This window comes from Pseudomonas sp. MDT2-39-1, assembly GCF_054898085.1.
On record NZ_CM142716.1, the window covers coordinates 3,130,322 to 3,143,509 of the forward strand.

Annotated in this window: 9 protein-coding genes; 4 read left to right on the plus strand and 5 right to left on the minus strand. The window is 59.8% G+C overall.

Features of this window, described 5'->3' with window-relative positions:
- Window positions 1-143: 143 nt before the first annotated feature.
- Both oadA and ACYZTM_RS14940 read right to left on the minus strand, forming a co-directional pair.
- The gene (gene oadA, locus ACYZTM_RS14935) at window positions 144-1,952 is read right to left on the minus strand and encodes a sodium-extruding oxaloacetate decarboxylase subunit alpha (RefSeq protein WP_461989061.1); all 1,809 of its coding nucleotides are present in this window, start codon (window positions 1,950-1,952) and stop codon (window positions 144-146) included.
- 11 nt (window positions 1,953-1,963) lie between these two features.
- Window positions 1,964-3,379, minus strand: coding sequence for an acetyl-CoA carboxylase biotin carboxylase subunit (locus tag ACYZTM_RS14940; protein ID WP_008156643.1), 1,416 nt, complete (start codon window positions 3,377-3,379; stop codon window positions 1,964-1,966).
- A 190-nt stretch (window positions 3,380-3,569) separates the two neighbouring features.
- Between ACYZTM_RS14940 and ACYZTM_RS14945 the strand changes: the two genes are divergently transcribed.
- A complete protein-coding gene (locus ACYZTM_RS14945; protein WP_131058980.1) occupies window positions 3,570-4,532 on the plus strand; it encodes a LysR family transcriptional regulator in 963 nt (320 codons plus the stop codon).
- Here ACYZTM_RS14945 and ACYZTM_RS14950 read toward each other — a convergent pair.
- The 3 genes from ACYZTM_RS14950 to ACYZTM_RS14960 all read right to left on the minus strand — a co-directional run bounded on the left by ACYZTM_RS14950 (window position 4,474) and on the right by ACYZTM_RS14960 (window position 8,902).
- Window positions 4,474-4,683, minus strand: a complete 210-nt coding sequence (locus ACYZTM_RS14950; protein WP_131058981.1) for a PA3496 family putative envelope integrity protein — start codon at window positions 4,681-4,683, stop codon at window positions 4,474-4,476. The genes ACYZTM_RS14945 and ACYZTM_RS14950 overlap by 59 nt on opposite strands.
- A gap of 198 nt (window positions 4,684-4,881) precedes the next feature.
- The gene (gene hexR / locus ACYZTM_RS14955; RefSeq protein ID WP_008027445.1) at window positions 4,882-5,748 is read right to left on the minus strand and encodes a transcriptional regulator HexR; all 867 of its coding nucleotides are present in this window, start codon (window positions 5,746-5,748) and stop codon (window positions 4,882-4,884) included.
- Window positions 5,749-6,028: 280 nt separating this feature from the next.
- Window positions 6,029-8,902: a putative bifunctional diguanylate cyclase/phosphodiesterase gene (locus tag ACYZTM_RS14960; RefSeq protein WP_461989062.1), complete on the minus strand. Its 2,874-nt coding sequence runs from the start codon at window positions 8,900-8,902 to the stop codon at window positions 6,029-6,031.
- A 258-nt stretch (window positions 8,903-9,160) separates the two neighbouring features.
- Here ACYZTM_RS14960 and uvrD point away from each other — a divergent pair, with 258 nt between their 5' ends.
- The 3 genes from uvrD (at window position 9,161) to ACYZTM_RS14975 (ending at window position 13,188) form a co-directional block, all read left to right on the plus strand.
- Window positions 9,161-11,344: a DNA helicase II gene (gene uvrD, locus ACYZTM_RS14965; protein ID WP_131058983.1), complete on the plus strand. Its 2,184-nt coding sequence runs from the start codon at window positions 9,161-9,163 to the stop codon at window positions 11,342-11,344.
- A gap of 289 nt (window positions 11,345-11,633) precedes the next feature.
- Window positions 11,634-12,509, plus strand: coding sequence for a Tim44 domain-containing protein (locus tag ACYZTM_RS14970; protein WP_131058984.1), 876 nt, complete (start codon window positions 11,634-11,636; stop codon window positions 12,507-12,509).
- Window positions 12,510-12,780: 271 nt separating this feature from the next.
- Entirely contained in the window at window positions 12,781-13,188 is a 408-nt protein-coding gene (locus tag ACYZTM_RS14975; protein ID WP_007943369.1) for an SMI1/KNR4 family protein, read from the plus strand.

Below are 13,188 nucleotides of genomic sequence, written 5' to 3' on the forward strand. Positions count from 1 at the left end.
GAGCATTAATCAACATTGATGCCGAATGTCACACCGCAATCGCGAGCAGGCTCGCTCCCACATTTGCCATGCGGAACTCGGGACAAAAAAAAGGGGAGCACATGCCCCCCCGAGGTTTAAAGCGGTGTATCGAGGCTGTTAATTCAGCCTTCGATCTCGATCAGGATTTCGCCCGGGTTCACCCGGTCGCCCTTGGCCACATGGATGGCGGTGACTTTGCCGGCGATGGCTGCCTGGACTTCGGTTTCCATCTTCATCGCTTCGGTGATCAGCACGGCTTGCCCTGCTTTCACGGTGTCGCCTTCCTTGACCAGCACGTCGACGATGTTGCCCGGCATGGTGGTGCTGACGTGGCCTGGCGCCGTGGCTTGCTTGCGCTTGCTGCTGCCGCCGCTGACGAACTCGTTGAGCGGTTCGAACACCACTTCTTCCGGCATGCCGTCGATGGACAGGTAGAAGTGGCGTTTGCCTTCCGCCTTGACGCCGACACCGGTGATGTCGACGCGGTAGGTTTCACCGTGGACGTCGATGACGAATTCGGTTGGTACGCCTTCGCCACCGGCCGAGGCTACACCGCCCGCCTCGGGAATCGGCAGCAGCACTTCTGGCGTCAGGGTGCCGGCAGCGCGTTCTTCTAGGAATTTGCGGCCGATGTCCGGGAACATGGCGTAGGTCAGCACGTCTTCTTCAGACTTGGCCACAGCGCCGATTTCGGCACGCAACTTGGTCATTTCCGGCTTGAGCAAGTCGGCCGGGCGGACGTCGATCACTTCTTCGCTGCCGATCGCCTGACGGCGCAGTTTCTCGTTCACGGTGCCCGGTGCTTTGCCGTAGCCACCTTGCAGGTAGAGCTTCACTTCGTTGGTGATGGTCTTGTAGCGCTCGCCGGCCAGCACGTTAAAAAACGCCTGGGTGCCGACGATTTGCGAGGTAGGGGTCACCAGCGGCGGGAAACCGAGGTCTTCACGAACCCGCGGGATTTCGGCCAGCACTTCCGCCATGCGGTTCAGTGCACCCTGCTCTTTCAGCTGGTTAGCCAGGTTGGAAATCATCCCGCCCGGCACCTGGTTGACTTGCACGCGGGTGTCAACGGCGGTGAATTCGCTTTCGAACTGGTGGTACTTCTTGCGCACGGCGTAGAAATACAGGCCGATCTCTTGCAGCAATTCCAGGTTCAGGCCGGTGTCGAATTCACTGCCTTTAAGGGCGGCGACCATCGACTCGGTGCCAGGGTGGCTGGTGCCCGAGGCGAAGCTGGAGATCGCGGTGTCGATGTGATCAGCGCCGTTTTCGATGGCCTTGAGCTGGCACATGGTCGCCATGCCAGAGGTATCGTGGGAGTGAATGAACACGGGCAGCGACTGCTCGGCTTTCAATGCCCTCACCAGTTCGCCAGTGGCGTATGGCGTCAGCAGGCCAGCCATGTCCTTGATCGCCACCGAGTCGCAACCCATAGCTTCCATTTGCTTGGCTTGCGCGACGAATGCGTCGATGGTGTGCACCGGGCTGGTGGTGTACGCGATGGTGCCTTGGGCGTGTTTGCCCGCCGCTTTCACCGCTTCGATGGCCGTACGCAGGTTACGCACGTCGTTCATGGCATCGAAGATGCGGAACACGTCGATGCCGTTGACCGCAGCCTTGGCGACGAAAGCTCTGACCACGTCATCGCTATAGTGGCGGTAGCCCAGCAGGTTCTGGCCACGCAGGAGCATTTGCAGGCGTGTGTTAGGCAGCGCCGCGCGCAGCTGGCGCAAGCGCTCCCACGGGTCCTCTTTCAGAAAGCGTACGCAGGCGTCGAAGGTCGCGCCGCCCCAGACTTCCAGCGACCAGTAGCCGACTTTGTCGAGCTTGTCGCAGATCGGCAGCATGTCTTCGGTGCGCATGCGGGTGGCGAGCAGCGATTGGTGGGCGTCGCGCAGGATTGTGTCGGTAACGTGGATTTTTTTGCTCATTGTTCTATTCCTCACAGGCCTGCGTGGGCGGCGATGGCGGCGGCGATGGCCAGGGCCAGCTCTTCGGGTTTGCGCTTGATCGAGTAGTTGGTCAGTTCAGGGTGGCTTTCAACGAAGCTGGTGTTGAACTGACCGCTACGGAATTCCGGGTTACGCAGGATTTCCTGGTAGTACGCGGCGGTGGTCTTGACCCCTTGCAGACGCATGTCGTCGAGGGCGCGCAAGCCACGGTCCATTGCCTCTTCCCAGGTCAGCGCCCAGACCACCAGTTTCAGGCACATGGAGTCGTAGAACGGCGGAATGGTGTAGCCGGTGTAGATCGCCGTGTCGGTGCGCACGCCGGGGCCGCCGGGCGCGTAATAACGGGTGATCTTGCCAAAGCTCGGCAGGAAGTTGTTTTTCGGGTCTTCGGCGTTGATCCGGAATTGCAGCGCGAAACCGCGGTGCTGGATGTCTTCCTGTTTCACCGAAAGCGGCAGACCGGAGGCGATGCGAATCTGCTCGCGAACGATGTCGATGCCAGTGATTTCTTCGGTGATGGTGTGTTCCACCTGCACCCGGGTGTTCATCTCCATGAAGTACACCTCGCCCTCGGCGAGCAGGAACTCCACGGTGCCGGCGTTCTCGTAACCCACGGCTTTGGCTGCGCGCACCGACAGGTCGCCGATGTAGGCGCGCTGTTCCGGGGTCAGTTGCGGGCTCGGTGCAATTTCGATGAGCTTCTGGTTACGGCGCTGGATCGAGCAGTCACGCTCGAACAGGTGCACCACGTTGCCAAAGCTGTCGCCGAGGATCTGCGCTTCGATGTGTTTTGGATTGACGATGCATTTTTCCAGGAACACTTCCGCGGAACCGAAGGCCTTGGTGGCTTCGGAAATGACTCGCGGGAAGGCTTGTTCGAGTTCTTCTCGGCTGTCGCAGCGACGGATACCCCGGCCGCCACCACCGGAGGTGGCCTTGAGCATGACCGGATAACCGATGCGGTCGCCTTCAATCAAGGCTTCAGCGATGTCCGCCACGTTGCCTTCGGTCCCTGGCGTGACCGGCACGCCGGCCTTGATCATGCTGCGACGTGCTTCAGTCTTGTCGCCCATGCGGCGGATGACTTCAGCCGATGGACCAATGAATTTGATGCCGCGTTCAGCGCAGATATCTGCCAGCTCGGCGTTTTCCGAGAGGAAACCGTAGCCGGGATGCAACGCATCACAACCGGTTTCTACCGCCAGATTCACCAGCTTGCGCGCATTCAGGTAGCCGGCCAGTGGCTCGGCACCGATGCTGTGGGCCTCGTCCGCACGCTTCACATGCAGCGCATGGCGGTCGGCGTCGGAATAGATCGCGACCGAGCGAATGCCCATCTCGGCGCAGGCACGTACGATTCGTACGGCAATCTCACCACGGTTGGCGATCAGGATCTTTTTTATCACTTGGAGGTTCCCTTGAGCCGGTGGTACCCACGACCTGCTAGACCAGGTCGACGCGTGACCAAATGTTTCGATTCAGTCGCAGCCCCACACTAGCCCTCACAAGGGATTAACAAAAATGATTAATTATTGGGCCAGCCATAAGTAAAGACTTATAGTTGACGCATCAGCCCGCGGTGAGAGCGTCTATAAAATGCGTAAGTCCTTGATGCGTATGACATTGCGTCAATTACAGATCTTCAATGAGGTCTGTGATTTGCGGTCCTACAGCCGCGCAGCCGATGAAATGTCTCTCACACAACCTGCCGTGAGCCTACAGATTCGTCAACTTGAAGAGCTGATTGGTCAGCCTTTGTTCGATTACGTCGGCAAAAAACTCTACATGACCGAGGCTGCCGAAGCACTACAGCGTGCCAGTCGAGATATCTTCGGGCGCCTGGAAAACCTCGACATGCAGCTCTCGGACATGCAGGGATCGTTGCAGGGCCAGCTGAAACTGGCGGTGGAATCCAGTGCCAAATATTTCGTCCCGCACCTGTTCGCTGCGTTCAAGCGTCAGCATCCAGAGGTGAATTTACAACTGACGGTGGTCAACCGAGGGCAGGTGATCCGTCGACTGTCTGATAACCGCGACGACTTGGTGATCATGTCGATGGTGCCGCAGGACATGGGCCTGGAATTCCTGCCATTCCTGAACAACCCGATCGTTGCCGTCGCGCCGCCGGACCATCCGCTGTGCCACATGGGGCCGCTGCGCTTGCAGGACCTTGAACCGTACACACTGCTGCTGCGCGAGCCCGGTTCCGGTACGCGAATGGCTTGTGAGGAGTATTTTAAAGAGAAGCGCGTGCACTTCAACCAGACCCAGGAGGTTGCCTCGGCCGAAGCCCAGCGTGAATGTGTACTGGCGGGTCTGGGCGTCGCGCTCCTGACGCGCCACGCCCTGAACCTTGAGTTGGCGACCGGTGGATTGATCGAGTTACCGGTCGAAGAACTGCCGCTGTATCGCAGCTGGTGCCTGGTGCAAGCCAAGGCGAAACGGCTGTCGCCGGTGGCCCACGCATTCCTTGCGTTTATCCGCAGCGAGCGGGTGCAGATCAGCGCGCTGGTTGAGCGTTTCGACGGGAAGTTGCGGGAGCTGCCTGCCAGTAGTTGAGCTCGAGCTCAGGGAAATCACCGATCTCGGCCTGCAGCTGGCGGCGTTCGCAGCGATCTTCGATGGCGCGGCGAAATTCCATGCGGCGCTGATCTTCTTGCTGACGACGGGTTTTGGCGGCGCTGTTGCGTTCTTCGTAGGGCTGGGCCATTTCGAGTCTCCCAAGGCGATTACGGGAGTTTCAAGATAGGCGCGAGGGATGACGGTTTGGCGGCTTGTGCGTTACAGAGAGATGAATGTTGCCGTATTTGAGGGCGCGAGCAGGCTCGCTCCCACATTGGATCGCGGTCAAGTGTGGGAGCGAGACCGGCTTGCCGGCGATTAAGGTCGGAACGACCTTACGACGACGTCAGTCGTCGAGGGCTTTCACCGACTTGGGCGACAGCCGCAAGCTGCGCAGGCTGCGTTTGACGCTCTTGAGGTGGTTGACCAGGCTCGGCCCGCGCGCCATGGCCACGCCCATCGCCAACACGTCGATCACCACCAGGTGAGCGATACGCGAGGTCAGCGGAGTGTAGATTTCAGTGTCTTCGTGCACATCGATCGCCAGGTTGACGGTCGACAGTTCGGCCAACGGCGTCTGGCTCGGGCACAAGGTGATCAGCGAGGCGCCACTCTCGCGAACAAGGTTAGCCGTGATCAGCAAATCCTTGGAGCGCCCGGACTGGGAAATGCAGATCGCCACATCGGTCGGTTTCAAGGTGACCGCCGACATCGCCTGCATGTGCGGGTCAGAATACGCCGCCGCGGTCAGCAGCAAACGGAAGAACTTGTGCTGGGCATCCGCCGCCACCGCGCCCGAGGCACCAAAGCCATAGAACTCGACGCGCTGGGCCTGGGACATGAGCGACACAGCCCTTTGCAACTCCACCGGATCGAGCTTCTCGCGAACCTCCATCAAGGTGTGCAGGGTGGTATCGAAGATTTTCAGACTGTAGTCGGCGACCGAATCGTCTTCATGAATCGCAAACTGGCCGAAGCTCGCGCCTGCCGCGAGGCTCTGCGCCAGCTTCAGCTTCAAGTCCTGGAAACCGGAACAACCGATGGCACGGCAGAAGCGCACGATGGTCGGCTCACTGATGCCCACGCTATGGGCCAGGTCGGCCATGGAGCTGTGCATCACCGCCGCAGGATCAAGCAGCACGTGGTCGGCGACCTTGAGCTCCGACTTGCGTAAGAGGTGGCGTGACTGGGCGATGTGTTGCAGCAGATTCAAAGGGCTGGACTCTTTGTTATTGGCAGGTGCCGGAGATGTAGCAAGCTTGTAGTTATACTACATGAATCGGCTTTTTGCCTGCTCAATGCGTAACTCGATGTCCCCATTCCACGCCACATGCGCTCCATGTAGCACTGCGGCCCTTGTAGCAGCAGGCGAAGGCTGCCTTCGGTTGCGCAGCAATCGTAAATTCAGAGAGCGCGGTCTTTCAGGTAAACCGCGTGCACAGGATTGGCGAGGAATTCTTCCTCGAACGCAGCCTCGCGTTGCTCGGCAGCTGCTACAGGGGTTTCATGTCGAGTTGTAAAAGTGCAGCAAGGTCGTCGGCCTCGACTGGGCGGCTGATCAGATAGCCCTGCACTTCATCGCAACGCTCGGCTTTCAGAAATTCCAGCTGCTCCGGCCGCTCCACTCCCTCAGCCACCACTTTCAGCGACAAGCCATGCGCCATGGCGATGATTGCCCGGGTGATCGCCGCGTCCTCGCTGCCCTGCCCCAGACCGCGGATAAACGCCTGATCGATCTTCACGTAATCCACGGGAATGCGCTTGAGATAGCTCAGGGACGAATAGCCCGTGCCGAAATCGTCGATCGCCAGCTTCACGCCCAGATCCCGCAACTGCTGAAAGGTCGCGATGATGTGCTCGACGCTGTCCAGTAACTGGCTTTCGGTGAGTTCGAGTTCCAGATAGTGCGGCGCCAGACCGGTTTCTTCCAGCACCTGACGCACCAGACTGACGAGCTTGCCCTGGCGCAATTGATGCACCGACAAATTGACCGACACGCGAATCGGATCGAGCCCCTGGCGCTGCCATTCGCAGGCCTGCCAACAGGCTTGGCGCAACACGAACTCGCCAATCGGACCGATCAGCCCGGTTTCCTCGGCCAGACCGATAAAGTCCCCGGGCGGCACACGCCCCATGGTCGGATGATCCCAACGCACCAGGGCTTCGGCAGCGTTCAGGCGTCCGGTGGCGAGGCAGAGTTTGGGTTGGTAATAGACTTGCAGCTGCTTTTCTTCGATGGCTTTGCGCAGCTGATTCTCGAGCTGCAATCGCTCAAGGGTGCTCGCTTGCAAGCTCTCGGTGTAGAACTGGAAGTTGTTGCCGCCCAAATGCTTGGCGTGCTGCATGGCAATGTTCGACTGGCTGACCAGCGCGGAAATTTCCCGGGCGGTGTCCGGCAGCATGCTGATGCCCATCGAGGCGCTGACCACCAGTTCATGGCCATCGACGGTGATTGGCAAACGCAGTTTGGTCGACAATCGGGTCGCCACTCGCGCCAGGCTCGACAGGTTGCCGTAAGCATCGAAGATCACCGCAAACTCGTCACCGGAAAGCCGCGCGATGGTGTCCGCTTCTGGCAGTGCGTTGACCAGCCGCCGGGCCATTTTCTGCAGTAACTGGTCGGCGACTTCATGACCAAGGCTGTCATTGAGCAGCTTGAAGCGATCCAGGTTGATATGCAGCAGCGCCAGGCTCCGACGCCCGCCCTGACGCACTCGCTGATGTGCCTCACGCAGCCGTTCGCGAAACAACGAACGGTTGGCCAGGCCAGTGAGCTCGTCGTAATGGGTCAGATAACGCATGCGCTCTTCAGATTCCCGTCGCGCCGACAGATCGGCGAAGAAACCGACAATATGGCTGACATTTCCCCGAGCATCTCGAACAGCGTTCAGTTGCAGCCACTGTGGATAAAGCTCACCGTTCTTGCGGGTTTCCACCAGTTCGCCCTGCCAGGTGCCATGCTGTTCCAGCGCTTGATGGATCACGCCGTAGTGCCGGCGCGCATCGCGGCTGCATGGCAACTCGACGACGTTGCGCCCCAGCATGTCTTCAATGTCGTAGCCCGTGACCCGGCTAAAAGCCTGATTGATTGCAATCAGTGCGTAATTCGGGTCGAAAATCACGATGCCTTCGCTGGCCGCCTCGAACACCGTCGCCGCCAGTTGGCGCTGCTCTTCCTGGCCTTTGCTCGCGCTGATGTCGCGGCGGGTGCCGACCATGCGGATCACCCGACCATTTGCGCTACGCTCGACCGCCCGCCCACGGTCCTCGATCCAGACCCAGTGACCGTCGCCATGCCGCACACGGTATTCGATCTGGTAATCCTCGCTACGGCCTTTCAAATGCTCGACCAGGGCACGGCGCAGCGACGGCAAGTCTTCAGGGTGAAGGCGCGGCTTGAGGTGGCTGAGCATCGCGGTCACGAATTCCGGCTCCAGGCCGAACAACTCCTGAAGCTGGGTGTGGTGGACTTCGTCGGTTTGCAGGTTCCAGTCCCACAGCCCGAGCTCACTGGCCTTCAACGCCAGCGCCAGCCGCGCCTCACTCTTGCTCAGGGCCTGGTTGGCCGCGTCCAGTTCAAGGCTGCGTTGGGCCACACGGTTTTCCAGCCCGACCTGGGCTTCACGCAATTTGCCTTCGGCGCACCGCCGGTGATCAATTTCTTTGGCCAACTCGTGATTGAGTTGGTCGCCGCAGCTCTGCGCCTGCTGCAAGTGTTCGATCAGGGCCTGATTCTGAAAGCGCCGCAGCAAACCGTTGTCGATCAGCCGATTGACCTGCCAAGCCACCACGCTCAACGCCCCCAACAAAATCAGCCCGAACCAACCCCAACCCTGGCCTTGTTGATCGCCGCCCCAAAATAGATAGGCGATGGCCGGCAACAGGCAGGGCAAGGTAAAGGACAGGAACGCCGGAAGACTGACCGCGTACGCAACGCTGGCCGACAAGGCGGCGGCGCCGATCAGGCCGAACACCCAGGCTTGTTGCATGAAATTGTCAGCGGGCACCAAAGCGATACCGGCACCAGCAAGGGTCAGGCCAGTCATGGCAGAGCCCAGCAGGAACATACGACGCCAGACCGGATGGGCCTGGCGGTTAGGAATGGCCGAATCGAAGGCTGCGACTTGAATCACCCGCAAGGCCACCAGCGACAATAGCCAGATCAGCCAGACGCTGACGAGGAAGTAGCGCTGCGGACTCCAGAGCAATCCGGCGCAGACCAGACCGTTGGTCAGCATGAACAGCGTAGGCAGCAGCGAGCCCTGGTAGAGCAGACGCGTACGCTCGACCGCCATTTCCATGGCGTACTGTTTGCGGATAACCCGAGGCTCCACAGAGGGGCCCGACAGGTCGGAGCTGAGGGTCATAGGCAATGTTCTTGTTCTTATAATGATGAGCATGAGCCCGAAACGTCGACTGAGCATACACAAGCCAATGCCCTTACCACACTGCTCCGAATCATAAATTCGGCAAAATTTCCGGCCCCCGCCGCCCCCTGAAAACCCTTCGGGCGAGCCCCGCCAACGCTTATAGCCAGTGACTGACCGGTCGTCATTCGTGCTTCTTTCATCGGCTAATGCAAAGCTCGGTTTGCCCGGTGTGACGGCGCACCCTAGAATGCCCCGATGCGCGATGATCTCTCCCTTCTGCTGAACTCCCTCAACGATGCCCAACGCCAGGCCGTAGCTGCCTCCGTGGGTCGTCAGTTGGTCCTGGCCGGTGCTGGTTCCGGTAAAACCCGAGTGCTGGTGCACCGTATCGCCTGGTTGATCCAGGTCGAGAACGCTTCGCCCCACTCGATCCTGTCGGTGACCTTCACCAATAAGGCCGCTGCCGAGATGCGTCATCGCATCGAGCAGCTGATGGGTCTCAACCCTGCCGGCATGTGGGTCGGCACCTTCCACGGCCTGGCGCACCGCTTGCTGCGGGCGCACTGGCAGGAAGCCGGCCTGAGCCAGACCTTCCAGATTCTCGACAGCGACGACCAGCAACGGCTGGTCAAGCGGGTTATCCGCGAGCTGGGGCTGGACGAGCAACGCTGGCCGGCCCGTCAGGCCCAGTGGTTTATCAACGGGCAGAAAGACGAAGGTCTGCGCCCGCAACACATTCAAGCCAGCGGCGACCTGTTCCTGGCGACCATGCGCAGCATTTATGAGGCCTACGAGGCCGCTTGCCTGCGCGCCGGCGTCATCGACTTCTCCGAATTGCTGCTGCGTGCCCTGGACCTGTGGCGCGATCACCCGGGCTTGCTGGCCCATTATCAGAAGCGCTTCCGGCACATTCTGGTGGACGAGTTCCAGGACACCAACGCCGTGCAGTACGCCTGGTTGCGTCTGCTGGCCAAGGGCGGCGACAGTCTGATGGTGGTGGGCGACGACGATCAGTCGATCTACGGCTGGCGCGGCGCGAAAATTGAGAACATTTATCAGTATTCCGACGATTTCCCGGATGCCGAGACCATTCGTCTGGAGCAGAACTATCGCTCCACCGCCGGGATTCTCAAGGCTGCCAACGCTCTGATCGCCAACAACACAGGGCGCATGGGCAAAGAGCTCTGGACCGATGGCGGCGAAGGCGAAGCGATCAATCTGTACGCAGCGTTCAACGAACACGATGAAGCACGCTACGTGGTGGAAACCATCGAAAGCGCGCTGAAAACCGGCTTGGCCCGCAGCGATATCGCGATTTTGTACCGCTCCAACGCCCAATCGCGCGTTCTGGAAGAAGCGTTGCTGCGCGAGCGCATTCCGTACCGCATCTATGGCGGTCAGCGCTTCTTCGAACGGGCAGAAATCAAGAACGCTATGGCGTACCTGCGTTTGCTGGAAGGTCGCGGCAACGATGCGGCGCTGGAGCGGGTGATCAACGTTCCGGCCCGTGGTATCGGCGAGAAAACCGTCGAAGCGATTCGCGACCATGCGCGCCACAGTGATGTATCGATGTGGGAAGCCATGCGCTTGCTGGTCGCCAATAAAGGCCTGACCGGTCGCGCAGCTGGCGCCCTTGGCGCATTTATCGAGCTGATCGAGAACCTCGCCGCCAAGTGCATGGAAATGCCGCTTCACCTGATGACCCAGACGGTTATCGAGCAGTCGGGGCTGATTGCCTACCACGAAGCGGAAAAAGGCGAAAAAGGCCAGGCCCGGGTAGAAAACCTTGAGGAACTGGTCAGCGCCGCGCGTAACTTCGAAAACGCTGAAGAAGATGAAGATCTGACGCCATTGGCGGCGTTCCTCGGTCATGCGTCGCTGGAGGCCGGGGATACCCAGGCCGATGAGCACGAAGACAGTATTCAGCTGATGACCTTGCACAGCGCCAAGGGCCTGGAATTCCCTTACGTGTTCCTGGTGGGTATGGAAGAAGGCCTGTTCCCGCACAAGATGAGCCTCGAGGAGCCGGGGCGGCTTGAAGAGGAGCGCCGTTTGGCCTACGTGGGTATCACCCGGGCCATGCAGAACCTGGTGATGACCTACGCGGAAACCCGACGCCTGTACGGCAGCGAGACCTACAACAAGGTGTCGCGTTTCGTACGGGAAGTGCCGAAAGGCCTGATCCAGGAAGTGCGGCTGTCCAACAGCGTCAGCCGCCCGTTCGGCGGTGGCCAGCAGCAAAGTTCCAGCAGTCTGTTTGGCGGCAGCGAGATTCCGGACACCGGGTTCAGCCTGGGCCAGGCCGTACGGCATTCGGTGTTTGGTGATGGCGTGATCCTGAATTTCGAAGGTGCCGGTGCTCAGGCCCGGGTGCAGGTGAACTTCGGCGAAGGCAGCAAGTGGCTGATGCTCGGTTACGCCAAGCTGGAAGCGATCTGAAGCCCACCAGAGGGCTTATGTGGGAGCGGGCTTGCTCGCGAAAGCGGTGTGTCAGTCAACGTTGATATCGAATGACACGCCGCTTTCGCGAGCAAGCCCGCTCCCACAGGATTTCATTCCTACCGAACTAAATCCCTAATCCTACAGACCAAAGTTAACAGGCCTTATTGCGCTGACTGAAGCTGAACGCAACCTGTCAGGCAAAAGCCCGAAACACTCTGCCGCTAGCCAGTAACACTTCAGCTGTGCAACATGGCGCGCGTGCCTTCCACAAATGGGAATTCCCTTTATGAAACGTTTTCTTAGCATCGCCATGGCGTTGTGCATTGGCCTGACGATGAGCCTCGACGCCAATGCCGCCAAGCGCTTTGGTGGCGGCAAGAGCTCCGGCGCTGCGCCGACTCATCAGACCAGCCAAATGGCTCCTTCTTCTGCCGCAGGTGGCGCTGCTGCCACTGCGGGTGCGGCCGGTGCCGCTGGCGCTGCCGCCAAGGCCGGTGGTGCTTCGCGCTGGCTCGGCCCTCTGGCCGGCATCGCTGCCGGCGGCCTGCTGGCCTCCATGTTCATGGGCGGCGGCTTCCAGGGCATGCAGATCTTCGACATCCTGATCATGGCCGTCATTGCCTTCCTGGTCTTCCGCTTCATCGCCGCTCGTCGTCGCAAGCAACAGGAGCATCTGTCTCCAGCTGGCGCGCCGATGCAGCGTGAAGTGTTCGAGCAGAAGCCAACAGCCATGGGTTCGATCTTCGGCGGCTCGGCTGCACCTGCTGCCGCTCGTCCGGTGATCAACGCTCCGGCCTGGTTCAATGAACAGAACTTCGTTGAAGCCGCCCGTAACCACTTCCAGTCCCTGCAGCAACACTGGGACGCCAACGAAATGGACAAGATCGCCGAGTTCGTAACCCCGCAGCTGTTGGAGTTCCTCAAACGCGAACGTGCCGACCTGGGTGAAGCTTTCCAGTCCACCTACATTGATAACCTCAATGTTCAACTGGACGGCGTGGATGATCGTGCCGACAAGACCATCGCCACCCTGACCTTCAGCGGCGTGTCGAAGACTTCGCGTTTCGACCAGGGCGAAGTGTTCAGCGAAAGCTGGAACATGGAACGTCCACAGGGCGAAAACCAGCCTTGGCTGGTGGCCGGTATCCGCCAGAACGGCTGATAACCGCCCGGTTCTGTTTGGAAGGTGCCGAGCTAAGATCAGACAAGGCAAAAACAAGCGAGGAAGCGGAGTTGACGTTAGTCAATGAGCATTCCGAGCTTGTTTTTAACGCAGTATGATCGACGCGCAGGCACGTTCCAGACAGAACCTAGCATGCTGTAATGAAAACCCCGGCTAGCCGGGGTTTTTCTATTTCGCAGTTGCATCTATAGCGAGCTACTGTATAAACCGCCCCAACTAAACCGCGCCATCAAGCAAGAGGATCCCGGACGTGGAAGAAATCATCGAACAACTGCGTGAAGCCAACGAACCGGTACCGGTCCCCTTGGAGTTGCCTGACGAAGACCAGATCGTGGAAATCGAGGAACAACTGTTCATCGACATTCCCTTCGTCTTCAGAGAGTTTTTGCTGACCGTCAGTGACGTCGTCTACGGCAGCCTAGAGCCGGTGACCGTCACCGACCCGCAATCTCACACCTACCTGCCGGACGTTGCTGCCAACGCCTGGGACGCTGGCGTCGACCGCAGCATGATCCCGATCTGCCAGGACGGTGACGATTACTACCTCGTCGAAGAAGATGGCACCGTGGTGCTGTGGCAGGCCGAAGAAGAACTGATTGCCGAAGAAACCTGGGAATCGGTGTGGCACTGGGCGCGGGACGTCTGGCTGGAAAGCTGA